We start from the raw sequence: 15,978 nt of genomic DNA on the forward strand, positions 1-15,978 counted from the left end.
TTGAATAGAACATTCTTCTATAGAAGGATGTCGGGGGGAAATTTGCGTGCGGCGTTCGCTGTGTTGGCAGCGATACTGTTGGTAACAACTCCTGTCACAGGAGCGGTATCGTTTGACGAGAGAGGCAGTTCTGGGAATGCAATATCCTCACTAAATACTGATTCTACTCAGCTACAACTCCAATCTTCTGATGGCACTAATGCTCAGATTTTGAACTTCAATCAAAAGTCTGGGGATTTTAAATCTGGTGATCGTGTTACGGCAGAGGTAGAAGTTCGGAACACGGGTGATAGTACACACACTTTCTTTATTGGCTATAGTGTTAAGGGACCAGACGGAAACTGGTATGATAACAGTAAACAGACAGGAAAATCCGTCACCCTCGATCCAAACGAGCGAGAGTGGATTTCTCTCAGTTGGACCGTTGAGGAGGATGCTCCTACTGGTGAATACGATGCTGCTTCTTCAGTCTGGGCGGAGACTGACCGCGATAATCTTCAGACGCGACTCGACAGTGAGACCCAGGAAAATGCGTTCGAGGTAGTCAAGCCGACTGAAATTGATGCACAAATTTCTGACTTCAATGTTGAATCGGGCGAGTACAGAGAAGGTGAGTCGGTTGATGCAATGGCCACAGTCGAAAATACTGGGAATACGAAGCATACGTTCTTCGTCGGCTATTCGGCGATTGGACCAAATGGTGAGTACTATGACAACAGTGAAAGAACTGGTCGCACAGTAACTCTTGATTCTGGGGAACAGAAATCAGTCTCCTTAGAATGGACTGTCGAAGACGGCGCTCCAGCAGGTGACTATGACGCACGCACATCGGTTTGGGAGGAAAGGGATCGTGATAATATTCAAACCCGTTTGGATGATTCACGTCAAGATAACACGTTTGAGGTAGTTGAGCCTACTCAGATTGACGCTCAGATTGTCGATTTCGATGTTGAATCTAGTGAATTCACACGAGGAGAAACGATTGATGCAACAGCGGTTATCGAGAACACAGGGAATACGAAGCATACGTTCTTCATCGGCTATTCGGCGATTGGACCAAATGGTGAGTACTATGACAACAGTGAAAGAACTGGTCGCACAGTAACTCTTGATTCTGGGGAACAGAAATCAGTCTCCTTAGAATGGACTGTCGAAGACGGCGCTCCAGCAGGTGACTATGACGCACGCACATCGGTTTGGGAGGAAAGCGATCGTGATAATATTCAAACCCGTTTGGATGATTCACGTCAAGATAACACGTTTGAGGTAGTTGAGCCTGCTCAGATTGACGCTCAGATTGTCGATTTCGATGTTGAATCTAGTGAATTCACACGAGGAGAAACGATTGATGCAACAGCGGTTATCGAGAACACAGGGAATACGAAGCATACGTTCTTCGTCGGCTACTCGGCAATTGGACCAGATGGTAGCTACTACGATAATAGTGGGGAATCTGGACAAGTAGTTACACTGGCTTCTGGAGAACAGCGTTCCGTCACTCTGGACTGGAGAATTGAGAGTGACGCTCAATCAGGGGATTATGACGTACGCACATCAGTTTGGGAGGAGAGCGATCGCGATAATATTCAAACTCGTTTGGATGATTCACGCCGAGATAATGCGTTTGAGGTAGTTGAGCCTGCTCAGATTGATGCTCAGATCGCCGATTTTGATGTCGAGTCAGGAGAGTTCAAACAAGGAGAAACGATTGATGCAACAGCGGTTATCGAGAACACAGGAAATACGAGGCATACGTTCTTCGTCGGCTACTCGGCAATTGGACCAGATAGTGATTCATATAATAATGATGATGTAACTGGGCGCACTATAACTCTTAACCCCGGAGAACAGAGTACGGTGTCTTTAGAATGGACCGTCGAAAATGGAGCATCGGCGGGCGAATATGATGTACGAACCTCGATTTGGAAAGAAAGTGATCGAGATAATCTCCAGATCCGTCTTGATGATTTACGTCGAAAAGACTCTTTCTCGGTCGCAACGCCGCGCCCTTCTGTCGCTGTTGATGTGCAGAGACTCCCAGACGGCGAGTACGCGATAGGCGACACCGTCGAGACGACGGTAAGTCTTCGGAACACGGGGGACAGCGAGACGATGTATCGTGTAAAGTACAGGCTGGTAGATTCGGAGGGACGGACCGCTGAGACGAGTAATTCTCAGGAGGTGACACTTCGATCTGCCGAGGAAGAGTGGCTTACACTCTCGAAAACCGTCCCAACGGACGCGGTCTCCGGTGAAGTGGATGTCAAGGTGGTCGTGACTGCCGAACATAATGGAAGACAGGAAACCGTTGGCAGACTCACGGAATCGGGTGCCTTCACAATCGCCGCAGCGGATGTCGGTGTCAGAACTGTCGGGTTTGCGAGCGAGTCAGTCACGGCGGGTGAGCGGGCAACAGGGAAAATATCACTTGTGAATCCAACCAAAACCGACCAGCGGTATGGGGTTTCGGTGGTCCTCCTTGGACCAAACGGCGGTGAGTACCCAGTTCCGGTAGAAGACAACGGTACGGTCGCAGTCGAGGCGAATGGAGAAGGAACAACTTCACTTGCTTGGAGTGTCCGTGACGGCCTCCCCACGGGGACGTACGATGCGCGGGTAACGGTGCGGCCGACAGACGAACCACAAACAGAGACAGAGCAGCTTACGCAAATTGAGCAAAGCGAAGTCATCACAGTCGAAACAGTCTTCGAGAACCGTGCAAGCATCAAGACAGTCTCGGTCAACAATGAACTCGTTGTGCCTCAGGAGGCGGTGCGAGCGACTGTTGAGGTAGCGAACACTGGTACCGAGCGACGGACGTTCACTGTCACGACGGGACTCCGTGACCCAGACGGTGTAGTGGAATCTGCACGCAAGATGTCTCAGGCGATCACTCTCCTGCCCGGAGACACGCGGACACTCCATCCACAGTTTGGGTTGTCGGACGACGCCCCGGACGGCTCCTACGATATTGTTGTGACGGTGACTGAGGCTGGAGATGAAATCGTCACGAACACGTCTGAGGACGCCCTTAACGTGTTCTCGCGGAACTACGCTGATATTACGGTAGAGAGCATCTACACCGATGTCCACGCACAACCAGGCGAGACTGTTAGCGCGTCGGTCGGAGTGTCAGTCGGAGAGTTAGACGACGCCATCGCGGTCGGGTACGCGCTCCGCGGTCCAAATGGTGACATGATCACACCAGCCGATAACCAGCGTCGGATCAGCCCTGACGAGTTTGGCTTTCAGCAGATCGAGTTTGAGATCCCGATCAATCAGGAATATGTCAGTGGCCAGTACGATATCGTCGTGACCGCTGAACCAACGAATGCCGATAATGACACGACGGCATTCGCACAAATAACAGAAACCAATACATTCAAAGTAGATGCCACTGAGAGCGGGTCAATCACACTCTCCCCGACGACTGACTTCTCGGCGTCGGTTGAGATCCGCCGCGACGGCGAACCCATTGACAGGGATTATCTCTACAACGGTGAGGAGCTGACGTTCGAGAATCTCGCTCCAGGTCGGTACACGGTCAAGTTCCAGACGGTGGAGATTGGTGGAGGATCAACCGTTACGCGAACTGTCAAGATCAGCGACGGTGAGGACAGAACCGTGGAACTCTCATTCGACCGGGCAGCTCTCCGTGGAACCGTAGAAATTGATGGACGCCAACTGAAGTACGCCAACATCGAGATCAGCGGCCAAAACGCCTCGACCGGTGCTGATGGGTCTTTTGAGTTCGGACCTCAGATTTCCACCGGCTATCACACCCTGCTCGTGCGGTACGAGGGACGGATCATCCACCGACAGTTGGTCGAACTTGAGCCGGGCCAGACCTCGGTGGATGTTGATATTGAGTATGTCGACCCCGTTGCTGGTGACGAGTTTGATGGAGAGGAATATCTCTTGGGTGCAGCGTGTGGCGACCTCTGTTACGGGGAGGACGGGAACGGCCATGCAAACGCCGAGTACATGCTAGGATGGTTTATTGGGTCGTTCAGCCCGGTCGCTGACGCTCGAGACGGACTCGTTGCAGCGGGGCGCGGCGACGCTGTTGGCGTTGGTACCTCCGTTATCGGACTTGCTCCGTACTATGGTGACAGTCTCGCCTTCAGTAGTCGATTGGGCAAGTTCGTTGATGACGCGACACCGCGACAACTGTACAGGTTCCGTGAGATTGTTCGCCAATCTAATATCAAAGGTAAGGAAAAGCTTCTCAACAAACTGTACAAGAATTCAGACACCAGAAATGTCTTAAACAATGAATTTGGAGTTAGTTCATCTGTAACAAAGAAGATTGACAGTCCAAGAATGATGCGCACCGCTGCGGGCGATCTAAGAAGAGGTGACTTTGATGACGAGACAATCGCGAGATTTATCGAGAGTAATTATCACAAGCCGAACAAAGTCGAGGAATTTGCGGAGAGTTCCAAGTACTACTCGAAGGCTGCTGGTGGTTCACCAGGCGATATTGACAAGGTGAATATAGAGAAAAATTCGGATATGCTTGAAGCGGTGTGGCTCAATCGGATTCGGCAGGCTGAGAATGCTAAGGTAGCCGGAAAGTGGGACCATGACGATCTGGAGCCTGGGACTAACTACGTTACCTCAAACGTGTTCCTAGAGAGAGGGGATGACACCGTTGGAGAACTTGATGTCGTCGCATTCAGAGTCAGTGAAGATGGGGAAGTAACAGTAACAAAGGCTTGGGAGGCTGGGGTTGGGAAAATAGAATCAAAGCGGGATCCAGTCGAGGAGAGAGATCAGCTAGAAACGGCGCTGATGAACGCCGAGAAGTCCGATGTCAGGCGCACACACAGCTATCTTGACGCTGCTGCGTTCTCACGGCAGTCCACAGAAGCGAAGTATGGAGGATATGTAGGCCTGACCGACAAGTACGACCACAATCTGGCAAGCAAGGCCACGCCTGAACCTAGTTCGCCAGTGTATCACTTCACTGAATTCAACGACATGAATCGGGATCTGAATCTCGAGATCAAAGGGAACGTTCACGACACAGTCAATAGCATCAGGATGTCGTCAGCGCCGGTTAAGGGAGAGGTGATGGGTGATGCATAAGCTAAATTTCGCGGCCGTTATTGTCGCTGCACTCGTATGTCTTTCTGGCTGTGGAGCGGTGACTGACTTCTCCCTGAACGATGCAGAGCCGGAATCTGGTCCGACGGAGACAGCGGATACGACGCGGAACACTACCAGCGCTACAGCGACCGAGGTATCGCAGTTCCTCCCGTTCTCCTCTGACCTTCCCGTTTCCGGGTACCTCCGGACGGATGAGGAGTCGCGCTCCGGTACGGGGGAGGGACAGGTCAGAGTTGCGACTCGACACTTCGAACGGACCGACCGAGCAACCGCCGAGGGTCCATCGGAGCTCACGGTAACCGTCCAGTCATTTGAATCCCGCCAAGCTGCGAAGGCTGCCATCGAAGATCGACTTGAAGTCTATCGTGCAAATAACTCTGCAATTTCGTTCAGCAGTACACCGGTTGGCGTCCCAGTTGTTCAGGTCGTCCCCAGCAGGACGAGCGGCAAATCTCAGATTGTGTCACTTTCACAGTATAAGGATAATGTCATTGTTGCCGAGAGCCGCTCCGAATCCAGCCAGTATCCTGTTTTTTCACGGAACATAGTCGACGTAATTCTCCTTAAGATCGAATCTGAAGCTTCCTAAGGTCTTGCGAGGTTGTGGTTCTGGGATACGATTATAGACGCTTCTCCATGATTAACTCGCAGATTTCACTTGCACCGCGGGTGGCGATCTCCGTTCGCTTTTTGATATCTAAGTCCAGTACTTCGGGGTACGGCGACAGTGTTGGCTCGCTTTGCTCGTCAATGGTCTCGTAAATCTTCCTTCACCGTCACGAGGTCGCCGGGACCGACCATATCGCAAAGATCGCTTTTCAGAAAGGTAATCGTGGCCGGCGGGTCCTAGAGATTCTATCTGACGGGATAATAATGATTTTATAGAGGTCGACTAGCTCAGACTGTGTCTGGCTGAAAAAGAAGCTGGGATTGCCATTCTGACACCCTGACATTCGTTTGGTTTCACCATATCGCCGTAGCTCTGTGGCTACTCGGTGAACGTCCCATACAGTTGGCATTCGAAGGCTGTCTTTTCAGCGTAGGGTTGAACGCCTTCCATATCGACGCTAAGATGGATTTTAAGCAAAGAAGAATATGCTAATTTCCAAGGTGTTAATAACCTATGAACAGTATTCAAATAATGATATGGTTGATAATCAACTTTTTTCTCACTCCCTGTCTCGCCGAAACCTCCTGACGGACATTAGTGCCCTCACTACAGCCACTCTAACAGCTTCTAAGGTAAGCGCGCAGCAGACTTCAGAAGAGTCAAAATACGAAATTGGGCTCCCACTCGAAAAACAGTGGTATACTGAATTTGGCAACTCAGTAAGTACAGAATCACCAGCAGTTAGTCTGGGTACTATTACTAACGACATGATGTACTTGAAGCTGGATGCTACAGTCTTTGATTCAGCAAAAATCGTCGCCTATGATCTTGAGAAGCAGACACGAAAATGGGACACTACAGCAGCAGACTATGTCACAGCACCAGCTGTCGTTGATAATACCCTTCTTGTATCTGTGGTTTCGCACCTCAAAGCCTACTCTGCCTCTGAAGAATCAACGTCGACACTTTGGGAATATGAAACGGACATGGACTTTGTTTCGAGGCCGAATAGTCTTCGTGACAAATTTGCTGTCATAGAGAGCAATGCTAGCTCTCGAACCAGTGGGGAGGATGACTATGTCTACAGTGATGGACGACTTTCACTCTACGATTCTGATGGGAATCGAAAATGGTTCATTGAGGGTGATATGATAGAGAACCCCCTTCTGTATGACGATTCTTTGATTCACTACGAAGGCCGCTATTATAGTACGGATGAAGAATTCACTGTTACAAGCGGCCGTGTCGTCGCCCGGGATTTCGAGACAGGCGAGAAGAAGTGGGAAACACCTGATTTCGGTGTTTGGAATATTCAGGGTGCGAGATCTGATGTTGTTCTCGCTCACTCACGAGACGATGCTCTGCGAGGAATTAATTACAAGACAGGGGAGGTCAACTGGGAAATCCCTGTAGGCCCTCAAGTTGAAGACTTCTCTTGCAGCTCTGAATACGCTTATATTGGTACCAAAAATGATCTGCAAGCAATCGCCATTGATACCGAAGAAGAAGTCTGGTCTCGTCCTGAGATCTCGCCCTATGAAATTGAACACCATGGGGGATTAGTGTACGTAGGAGCATACAGTGGAGACTTCTATGCACTTGATGCGAAGACAGGGGACACAGTATGGGACGCATCACACCCTTCGGGGAATGGATATATTGCCTATAAAGAAGGAACACTCTATACGGTATCAGACAACCAGGTTTCTGCGTACATCGGTCAGTACGGAAAAGCACTCTCAGCCCTTTCCGATGCCCGATCAACTACTGGAGTGGGGTCCATCACTTCGGCGGTAGCGAATTTCTTTGGTCGAAAAAAAGCGTTGTCTCTTGCCGAAACAGCGATTGAAGATCAGAGATATGACGATGCGATGGAACAAATTACGAAGGCGGAAAGACAGAAAACTGGAGTCGACGCGGTTGCAGCTCTCCTCACTGGGGGGGCGGCGTATGGTGGAAGTCGAGCAGCAGCCGCTCGATACCGAAAGCACTCGCTCAAGTCTACTCTTGATGATGTAGAAGATCTTTATCCTATCCAGTCTGGTTCTTTTGAGGGCATTTCACCTAATAAACTCATTCAGCAAGCTAAAGTAGGAAACGACAGACTTTCACAGCATCGTTTAGGTCTGCCGCTCAATGAAGTAGTGCCGAAAACTAACGATTACAGTCAGCTCATCAATTCACTTAATCAAATTATCGAGCACCACGATAAGATTGTCGAACTCTCGAATAAATTACAGGAGCATGAGGATTATATAGGAACCCAAGAATGGAAAACTCAGTTTGAGAAACACCTCAATGAGGATATGATTGGACTAGAGGAGAGCATGGAACGATGTCGCCGTGCACTCGAACTCACTAACAATTATATAATTGTCACACAGAATTCCTGCATCGAATCCTTCGATCTCAGTTCATTAGAGTCATTACTTGAGAAGATACAGTCACCGACGACGAGCGTGGACTCATCACTCACAATGTATTGTGAAACCGCTCTTAATGCGCTCAATACATATGTGTCCGCCCAGGATGTTCTCGTCCAGTATGACCTAACGACTGTCAAAGAGAATATCCAAACTTCTCTCACTACCAATGCTGCCCAATACAGTTCTGCGCGAAAAGACCTAACATCTATCAATACTACTTTAAATTATGCGAAACAAGCAGAGAACGATCGAAGGAGTATTGATTTCTCTCAGAGCGATCTTACAGCACGTGACATCAAACAGTGGATTCAAGACGGGCTCCGAAACCCGTCTGCAGAGCAAATAAAGCAAGTGCGAAGTACTGTTAGAAACCTCAGCCGAGGTATCTGGGAGACGGCACACCTACACACGTATTCGCCCACTGAGTTTGAGTACCTAGTTGCCGATCTCTATGCAGATATGGGATACCGAACCCGAGTGACGCAAAAAGGTAGCGATGGCGGAATCGACGTAATGGCACACGGAGGTGCCAAAACACTGGCAATCCAAGTCAAGCAGTACTCTCCTGGTAATAAGGTTGGCCGGCCGACGATCCAACAAACTGCTGGTGTCCGAGAACAAATAGGTGCTGACAAAGCAGTCGTTGTTTGTTCTAGTAGCTTCACAGGAACCGCTCAGCAGGCGGGTCAGGATTATGGGAGCCGTCTAGAACTTGTGAATGGGCGTGATCTCCTCAAGATGCTTTCCCAATCAAGTCTTGCTCCACCGGTGCAAACGCGCTCACGGAACCAAAATCGGTACCGGAAACGTCGACGACAGAGTTAAGAATCCAGTCACAGAGCTAGCGTTATCAAAACCCTCAACTCTCTTTCAAAAGCTGAATCATCTTCTAACAATGCAGTGTTGAACGCAAGACAGCGCCACCATAGGAATTTTGACATTCACTTTTCCACCGGTAGCTACGCTCTATCGGTAGGTTCTGAGATCGGACGATTCGATTTCAGCCGACTTGTGCAGTGATCAAAACATCAGTTTCACAAGATGCTGCACGAAGTGTGAGATGGACGATGGCGATGCCTCTCTCGAATACGTCCGGAGAAGAGGAGCAGGCGGCGAGCCTTAACTCGCCGCCTGCGCGAGGTTATGGACGATGCACTTCCGTGTGAGCTCCCGGAACTGGCCATGCCAGCTCCGGGAGCGGATCTCGTCGCCGTCGTCCTTCAGCATCGCAAATACGGTCTCACTCATTGACCGTTGATTGTAGACTTCGTCGTCAATTCTGGCGTTGTGAGCCTTCTTGAGTGCGTTTTGCTCACAGTGTTTAATCACTGGTCGCGTTGACGCTTCACGACAGGCCTCCCGGAGATTGCTCCATGAGTACATCTTGTCAGCCAGAAGTGCCTGCAGGTCTTCGGCGTTGCGCCGAAAGACCTGCAGCCCAATGTGGCCGTCATAGGCTTTCTTCGTGGTGAAATGAGCGTCCATAATAGCAAGAGACTCCGTATCGACGAGCAGCGTTGTTTTCATCGCATTGAACGAGTAGCCGACACGATTTCGGTAGTGCGAACTAGCCTGATCTCGCTGGAAGCCGCTGGCATCGATCGAAGCAGTTCCCGAGAGCCCCGCCTGCTCCGCTGATCGGCGGAGCAGGCGGCGCAACTCTTTCATCGGGAATTCTCCGTCCCATACGCTGAAAGACGTGTAATCAGGTGATTTCTCAAGGCCGAACACAGCAAGGATTCTCGGCATCTCGTTCAGATAGTCCTCAAACTGTCGGAGTGGCTTGTTGACTTCTTCTTTGAGCAAGAGCAACGCAATCTTCGTGGATTTGTCGTACCCGTCGTCGCCGTCGGCGACGGCGGGTACGTCTGGCTCTTCTACGTGGGTCGTGGCGAACTCGTGAAACGTCTGTGCGAGGTTCCTGAGACGTCCCATATCGCCAGACGGCGTCCAAATCCCCTGAAATCAGCGATACAATCCGCAGAGGGCGTCGGCGTTCAACGGAGCATCTAACAATGCGTAGCCTTCTACCCATCGCCCAAAGACCAACTCTGAATCACAGTGGGTTGGCTTAAATAATATCATTTGATTATTAAGAGCCTGTCATAGAAAGCGTCACGTACGAAGCGGCAGGGTGCGCGAAGTGTGTCCAACACCAGCACAGCCCTGCAAGACGTAGCTTCGGTAGACGACTTCTTGAATGTCGCGGCTACCGAGACGGTACCGCTGTTCGACCATCTTGAGTTCGAGTTTCTGCTGGAGTACGACGTGTTCGCCCCCGCTTCGAGGGGGCGAACACGAGTTCACGAGCCACCTGATCTCTTTCGCGGCTTTTTGCACTGCTACTACGAGGATGTCTACGGCACGCGTCCGGTTACACGAGAACTTCAGAACGGCCTTGTCTGGTACTACTGCGGACTCGACAAACCGCCATCCAGAGATACGGTTGATCGCTTTCTCACCGACCTCGAACACGTTATTGACGATGTCTTCGACAGACTCGTCGAGCAGGCCGCTGCCCGCGGCCTGCTCGACTCCACGTACTCCATCGATTCGACCCACGTTGAAGCGATCCAACACAACGACGCTGCCTCGTGGAATTACGATCCAACAGCTGAAGAATACTACTACGGCTTCGGCTGTACGATCGTTTCAACCGGTTCAAAGATCCCGATAGCAGCGGAGTTCACACAGGCCAAACAAGCGGATCAGGAGACGGCGATGCGCGTCACACGTGACGCGCTCGCCGTCGATACACCGGTCTGGATGCTGGGAGACAGCGCCTACGACATCCTCGATTGGCACGACCCCTGCGGCCAGCAGGTGGTCGTGCCAATCGCTCCATACAATCCGCGAAACACTGACGACCCGATAGACATCGAGTACAGGGTCGAAGACCGAATCGAGGAACACAGCGAGGACGTGCAGCTGAAACAGTCCATCTTGGAGGAGACGTACAACAACCGGACAGGAGTCGAACGAACCAACGATGCAGTCAAGGACTGCGGCCTCGGGCACGTCCGCGCCCGAGGCCGCGTCCACGCACGGACAGAAGTGTTCCTTGCGCTGTGTCTCCGACTCGTCGTGGCCATCACCAACTACGAGCGAGGAAACAATCCGGGCTGTGAGAAGCTATGAGATGGATTCTATGACAGGCTCTATTAATTTAAGATAGATAAATACGCACCTTCTCAGCATCTCTTGAGAATGATAGCGGATTTTAGGGATCAAAACTAACTCCATTAGTAAGTTCTACCGGAAATTTTTATATAGTATATTCAATAAGTGTTCTGTGTGTTCAACTCTAACGAGAAATGAACCATGGAGAACGCAGACACTATGAGTAGCTTGGGCAAACTGATCGATGCAGTATCAGTCCTCCCGCGACCCGGGCCACGTACGCCTACTAGGTCCCAAGACGTACTGCTCGAGCAGACGTCCTTCGACGAGACTTGTTCTCGCAGCTCTCGAGGCGCTGTTCGAAACATTCCATGCAGACCATTCCACCAATGAATACCAATTCACCGCGTAAGTCGTCAGAGGCGTCGACTGAAGGTCTTGATTTGCTGGCTGAGGTTCGACAAGCGTATAGACGAGTCGCGCCGGCAGCGACCTCACTCGCTGTGTGGCTGGCCTTCATCACCCTCGCTTCTGGATCAGTAGCTGCTCAGTCGAATGTGGGTGATGTCTACTGTGGTACCGGTGTCGAGACTGGCATTGGCATCGTCTTCGGAGCTGTTGCTGGTCTCGGTCTTCCAGCAACGGGGTTCTACGTCGGTCGAGCCGGCCTCTCGTACATGCGCGCTGGTGGGAATCCCGAAAAGAAGAATCAGGCCAAAGAGAGACTTGTGATGTCGGGTATCGGGTTCGGGATCATCGTCCTTGCGCTGATCTCACCCGAACTGATTGACAAGGTTGGCAGTCAGATGGGATTCGGCTTCTCAGACTGTGTCAAACCGTTCTGAGCCACCAGAGCTTGCGGTTGCCTGAAGCCCAATGACCACGCCACGTGTGATCGACGTCGCCCTCATGCTTCTTGTCGCAAGCGGAGGCGCTGTGTTCTTGGCTGTCGGTGTCGCTGTTGCTGAGCCGAATTCGAGTCCAGCGATTCCTGCGGATGGGCCAGATTACGGCGTGAACGAGACACGGTTCCCACTGTTATGGTCGGACGACCTCGATCAGCAAAACCGCTCGAGTGACGAGTTCGAAGAGACGGTTTCCTCTGCACCAGAGTTTTCGACCCGGCTTGCAGGGTCGACAGACGTCCCGTTCGAGAAGCCAATCGAAGACGTCGAGAGGTGGAACAGCGGTGATCTCCAAGACTTTGACCCTGGTGGTGAGAAAACCTCTGTCCATCCAGAACGGGCACACCTCGAGGATGGGTTCTACATCCGGGATGCGTACACGAGCATCGTTGCAGTCCAGCCGTCGACGGTGCTGCACTCGGGGAACACCTCGACGCGGTACATCACGCCAGACGGCGAGGTCCTTGTGATAGCCGATTACCGGGTCCGTGTCCCAGACGATGACACAAGCGGCTCGGTCCGCCATCACTGGTCGATTGCTGACACTGCCGTTGACACGGTTGTCCTACAGACAGATAGTTGGGTGCTTGACGCTGATCGTGGCCATCGCTCCACGCTCCAGTATCGGGGACTGTCGGGAGCGCAGAATCTGACCGTTGAAGCGACAGTTACCGCTCGCCTTCGGCATGAAACCCGGACGTGCACTGACTACAATAGCACGATCGGCTCCTGTGAGGGTTCGTGGGAGACAGAGGTCGACTATCCAACAGAACAGGTAACAGCAACTGATTCACGCCACGCGGTTGTGGCACAGATCGATGATAACGGTGCGAAGCGCGTTACGTTCGAGAGCGATGCGACTCACACTGGTGTTGTTATCCATCCGGGAACTCGGTGGTCTGCAATCGATGTTGGCGGTGATGCGCGTTTGCGTGGAAACTGGCGGTTCTATTCGGCGGGAGTCGATGGCTGGCGGACGATGGTGTCTCGGACGGAAACAGAGACGACTCGGACGAACTCGTCCGTTCGTCCGGCACAACTCCACGCTATCCCCACGCAGAAACGGCCGGATATGCCGAGCGAGGCAACGGACGATGCCGAGCCGCCGTTAGTGATCGAAGAGGCGTGGGGGAACAAACACGCTGGCCCGTCCCTCTCGAGTGAGATCGCCATTCCGACGGTTGACAACTATACGAATGCGACGTCGATCGCTGTCCGATCAGAAACGCTTCCAGCAGCGACCTTCGACGAGGTGACTGTCCACGGAATCGTTCGTGGCCAGTCAGAGACGATTTCGGTCACCGACAACGGAACCGTTCGTGACACCACTCTCGAGTTGACGGTTCTCGAGGCAAACTCGTCGGGAACGCTCGTTCAGGTAACCGTCACGGAGACAACGACCGGCGATCCGGTCACGACTGGGCGAGTCGCCATCGGCAATCAATCGGCTGCGCTGAACGCGAGCGGAATGGCTGTGCTTGAACTCGAGAAGCGGCCGTCGTCGTTCATCGATGGCCAGTACGTTCCAGCAGACTGGTGGCGTGCAGACCAGCTGTACTCCGCAGCCGAGGATCGGGCGACGGTTCCCCCGAACTACCCCGAGTTTCAGAAGCTTGTCCAGCTGTTCCTCGTAACGCTGCTCTGGTTCCTCCCGGTCGCTCTGGCTATCTACGGCTTTGATTACCTGACTGGCGGTGCGGTCCTTGGACTACGAGACCACCCATGACAGAAAATACTAATCGAGACGACAGTGGTATCGCTCGCCGAGCAGTCCTTGCTAGCCTTGGTGTGAGTACCGCCGCCCTTGCCGGCTGTACGTCGGACACGTCCACAGACCCATCAAACAGCAGTAATAGTACGGATGACAACGGGATTAGTGCAGAAGGGAGTGACGTCTTCACTTCTGTCGAGATAGGTGACACAACCCTCGAGATCGAGGTTGCTGATGATGCGTCAGTAGAGTTCATCAACCTCATCGATCCGAACGGCGAGTTGTTTGATCAACAACGCCTCGCGACCGGTGAGACCACGACATCGTTCGAAATTCTCGGTCGCTATGAGGACAGTGTGCCCACTGGGGACTACGAACTGGTTGCTCTCGATGGAGACGAGAAGGTCGATACGACGACACTCACGCTCGAGGCGGAGTGTACGATTACGGATGTGCTGTGGGCAGCAGAGAACCCCGACATGGAGTGGGACAAGAATTCGCCTGTCTGGGATGAGTATGCAGCAGTCGTTATTGAGAATACAGGCACGATCCCTTCATTACTTACTGAACTTCGGTGGAAGGGGGCTCCAGCTGCTAAGCTCGGGTTGGATGATACGGTATCGTACTACCATGAGACACGCCTGCCACCTGGTAAGACGACTGTCTATTCGTTTAGTCAGATTTACCAAACGAGTGGTGCGGGTGGGTCGCTTGATTGTAGCGAATTAGGAACAGAACCGATGACAGTGACAGCTGTCGTTCAGGTAGGACAGAATCCATCGTATACACAGCAAATCAAGTACGGAGGGGACCAGTCGTGTAATCTTTCAATTGTCGAGGAGGGTCAAGGCAAATCGCTCTCTGATGGGGGTGAGAGTTAGATGGGCTGGCTACAAGAGGAAGTCGAGAATGCGATTGAAAGTGTCCTCGAGAGAATTACCAATGCACTTCTCGGTTTGATAAACGAAATCTATGAGGCACTGTTGAGGCCGGTTGTGGGTGTTCCAGCGCCCATGTCGGATTCGAGTTATATCGTCGTTGGCACACCAAGTGATGAACCTTGGACAAGTTTGTATCAAGATGTTTACTTGGCGTATATTATGCCACTGGCGATCATGCTGGTTGTCATTGCTGCCGCCTTCGTCGGCATTCGTTCTGGCTCAATGAGTGAGTATAGACGCAAGCGCCTTCTGCGGCGGCTAGGTCTTGTGTTTATGGGGACATTCGTTTGGTTCCCATTAGTATCTCTTCCCTTGCAGTTTATCGATGCAATTGGAATGACGATTGCTCCAATCGAAGAAATGTCGTCAGGACTTGGAGGACTTATTCAGTCAACTCTTGGAGGCACATTTGCAATTCTTGCGATGGTTGCCATCTCGAACCTGTTTTTAGTCGTTGCTGGATTCATCGTTGCTCTCCGTTGGGTTGGTGTGTTTGTGCTGACAGTCACTATGCCACTTTTGGGTGTAATCTGGGCACTTGATGTCTGGCCCTTTACTCCAGCAGCAAATATGGCCCGTCGAGTTGCCGGGATCTATCCTGGGTTAGTGCTTGCCGGAATTCCGGCAGCTCTACTCTTCCGAATCGGCTGGGAAGTTGGTGGTGTTGAGACGCTTGGCCAGAATGAGCTCTTCTCGCTGTTTATTGGATTGACGCTGATCCCTGCAGCAGTTATTGCGATGTCCATGACGGTCTACTGGAGTAGCCCAGCGATGCGGACGATCGCCCAGAAAGGAGCATCTACGACGAATCCTGCAGCGGCTAAAGCTGGCGCTGCAAAGGCAAAGCGCACTTCTGGAAAAGCGGTCCGTGGTGCTCGAAACGTCCACCGTGGATACGCAGATAACCAGATTGGCTCCGTCACGAAAAGTGGCCAGACGACACTCGGCAGTGGCGACTCGAGAGCGTACAAGCTCGGCTCTTCGGCTCGCTCAACGAAGGATCACGCCGGCCGCTACAACAACTTGCGGAAGTCGAAGACAGGACGGATGCGCGATAAGGCCGCTGATGACGCTCGCAAAGCGACGCAGAACGCATCGACCCGAGCGAAGCGTGGCCTCAAAAACACGAAAGAAAAGGTTTCGCGGTGGTGAA

Annotated in this window: 9 protein-coding genes; 8 read left to right on the plus strand and 1 reads right to left on the minus strand. The window is 52.0% G+C overall.

The genetic code is table 11. The features are described 5' to 3' along the window. The first annotated feature begins 42 nt into the window (after nt 1-42). The 3 genes from BDK88_RS00520 to BDK88_RS00530 all read left to right on the plus strand — a co-directional run bounded on the left by BDK88_RS00520 (nt 43) and on the right by BDK88_RS00530 (nt 8,973). Complete coding sequence (locus BDK88_RS00520) at nt 43-5,091, plus strand: hypothetical protein (RefSeq protein WP_130498679.1); 5,049 nt, start codon at nt 43-45, stop codon at nt 5,089-5,091. After that, complete coding sequence (locus BDK88_RS00525; RefSeq protein ID WP_130498680.1) at nt 5,084-5,701, plus strand: hypothetical protein; 618 nt, start codon at nt 5,084-5,086, stop codon at nt 5,699-5,701. The genes BDK88_RS00520 and BDK88_RS00525 overlap by 8 nt, the downstream gene beginning before the upstream one ends. A gap of 506 nt (nt 5,702-6,207) precedes the next feature. Beyond that, nucleotides 6,208-8,973: a restriction endonuclease gene (locus BDK88_RS00530; protein ID WP_130498681.1), complete on the plus strand. Its 2,766-nt coding sequence runs from the start codon at nt 6,208-6,210 to the stop codon at nt 8,971-8,973. 294 nt (nt 8,974-9,267) lie between these two features. On the opposite strand, the gene BDK88_RS00535 is transcribed toward BDK88_RS00530, so the two are convergent. Then, entirely contained in the window at nt 9,268-10,083 is an 816-nt protein-coding gene (locus BDK88_RS00535) for an IS5 family transposase (RefSeq protein ID WP_130498682.1), read from the minus strand. 210 nt (nt 10,084-10,293) lie between these two features. On the opposite strand from BDK88_RS00535, the gene BDK88_RS00540 reads away from it, so the two are divergent. The 5 genes from BDK88_RS00540 (at nt 10,294) to BDK88_RS00560 (ending at nt 15,977) form a co-directional block, all read left to right on the plus strand. Next, the gene (locus BDK88_RS00540; RefSeq protein ID WP_130498683.1) at nt 10,294-11,286 is read left to right on the plus strand and encodes a transposase; all 993 of its coding nucleotides are present in this window, start codon (nt 10,294-10,296) and stop codon (nt 11,284-11,286) included. Nucleotides 11,287-11,657: 371 nt separating this feature from the next. Further along, complete coding sequence (locus BDK88_RS22270) at nt 11,658-12,113, plus strand: pilin (protein ID WP_130498684.1); 456 nt, start codon at nt 11,658-11,660, stop codon at nt 12,111-12,113. A 31-nt stretch (nt 12,114-12,144) separates the two neighbouring features. After that, on the plus strand, nt 12,145-13,899 hold the full coding sequence (locus BDK88_RS00550) for a hypothetical protein (protein WP_130498685.1): 1,755 nt from the start codon (nt 12,145-12,147) through the stop codon (nt 13,897-13,899). Further along, nucleotides 13,896-14,765, plus strand: coding sequence for a hypothetical protein (locus BDK88_RS00555; protein WP_242611587.1), 870 nt, complete (start codon nt 13,896-13,898; stop codon nt 14,763-14,765). The genes BDK88_RS00550 and BDK88_RS00555 overlap by 4 nt, the downstream gene beginning before the upstream one ends. Continuing rightward, a complete protein-coding gene (locus tag BDK88_RS00560; RefSeq protein ID WP_130498686.1) occupies nt 14,766-15,977 on the plus strand; it encodes a hypothetical protein in 1,212 nt (403 codons plus the stop codon). Nucleotide 15,978 lies beyond the last annotated feature (1 nt).

This window comes from Natrinema hispanicum (genome assembly GCF_004217335.1).
Lineage (GTDB): Archaea > Halobacteriota > Halobacteria > Halobacteriales > Natrialbaceae > Natrinema > Natrinema hispanicum.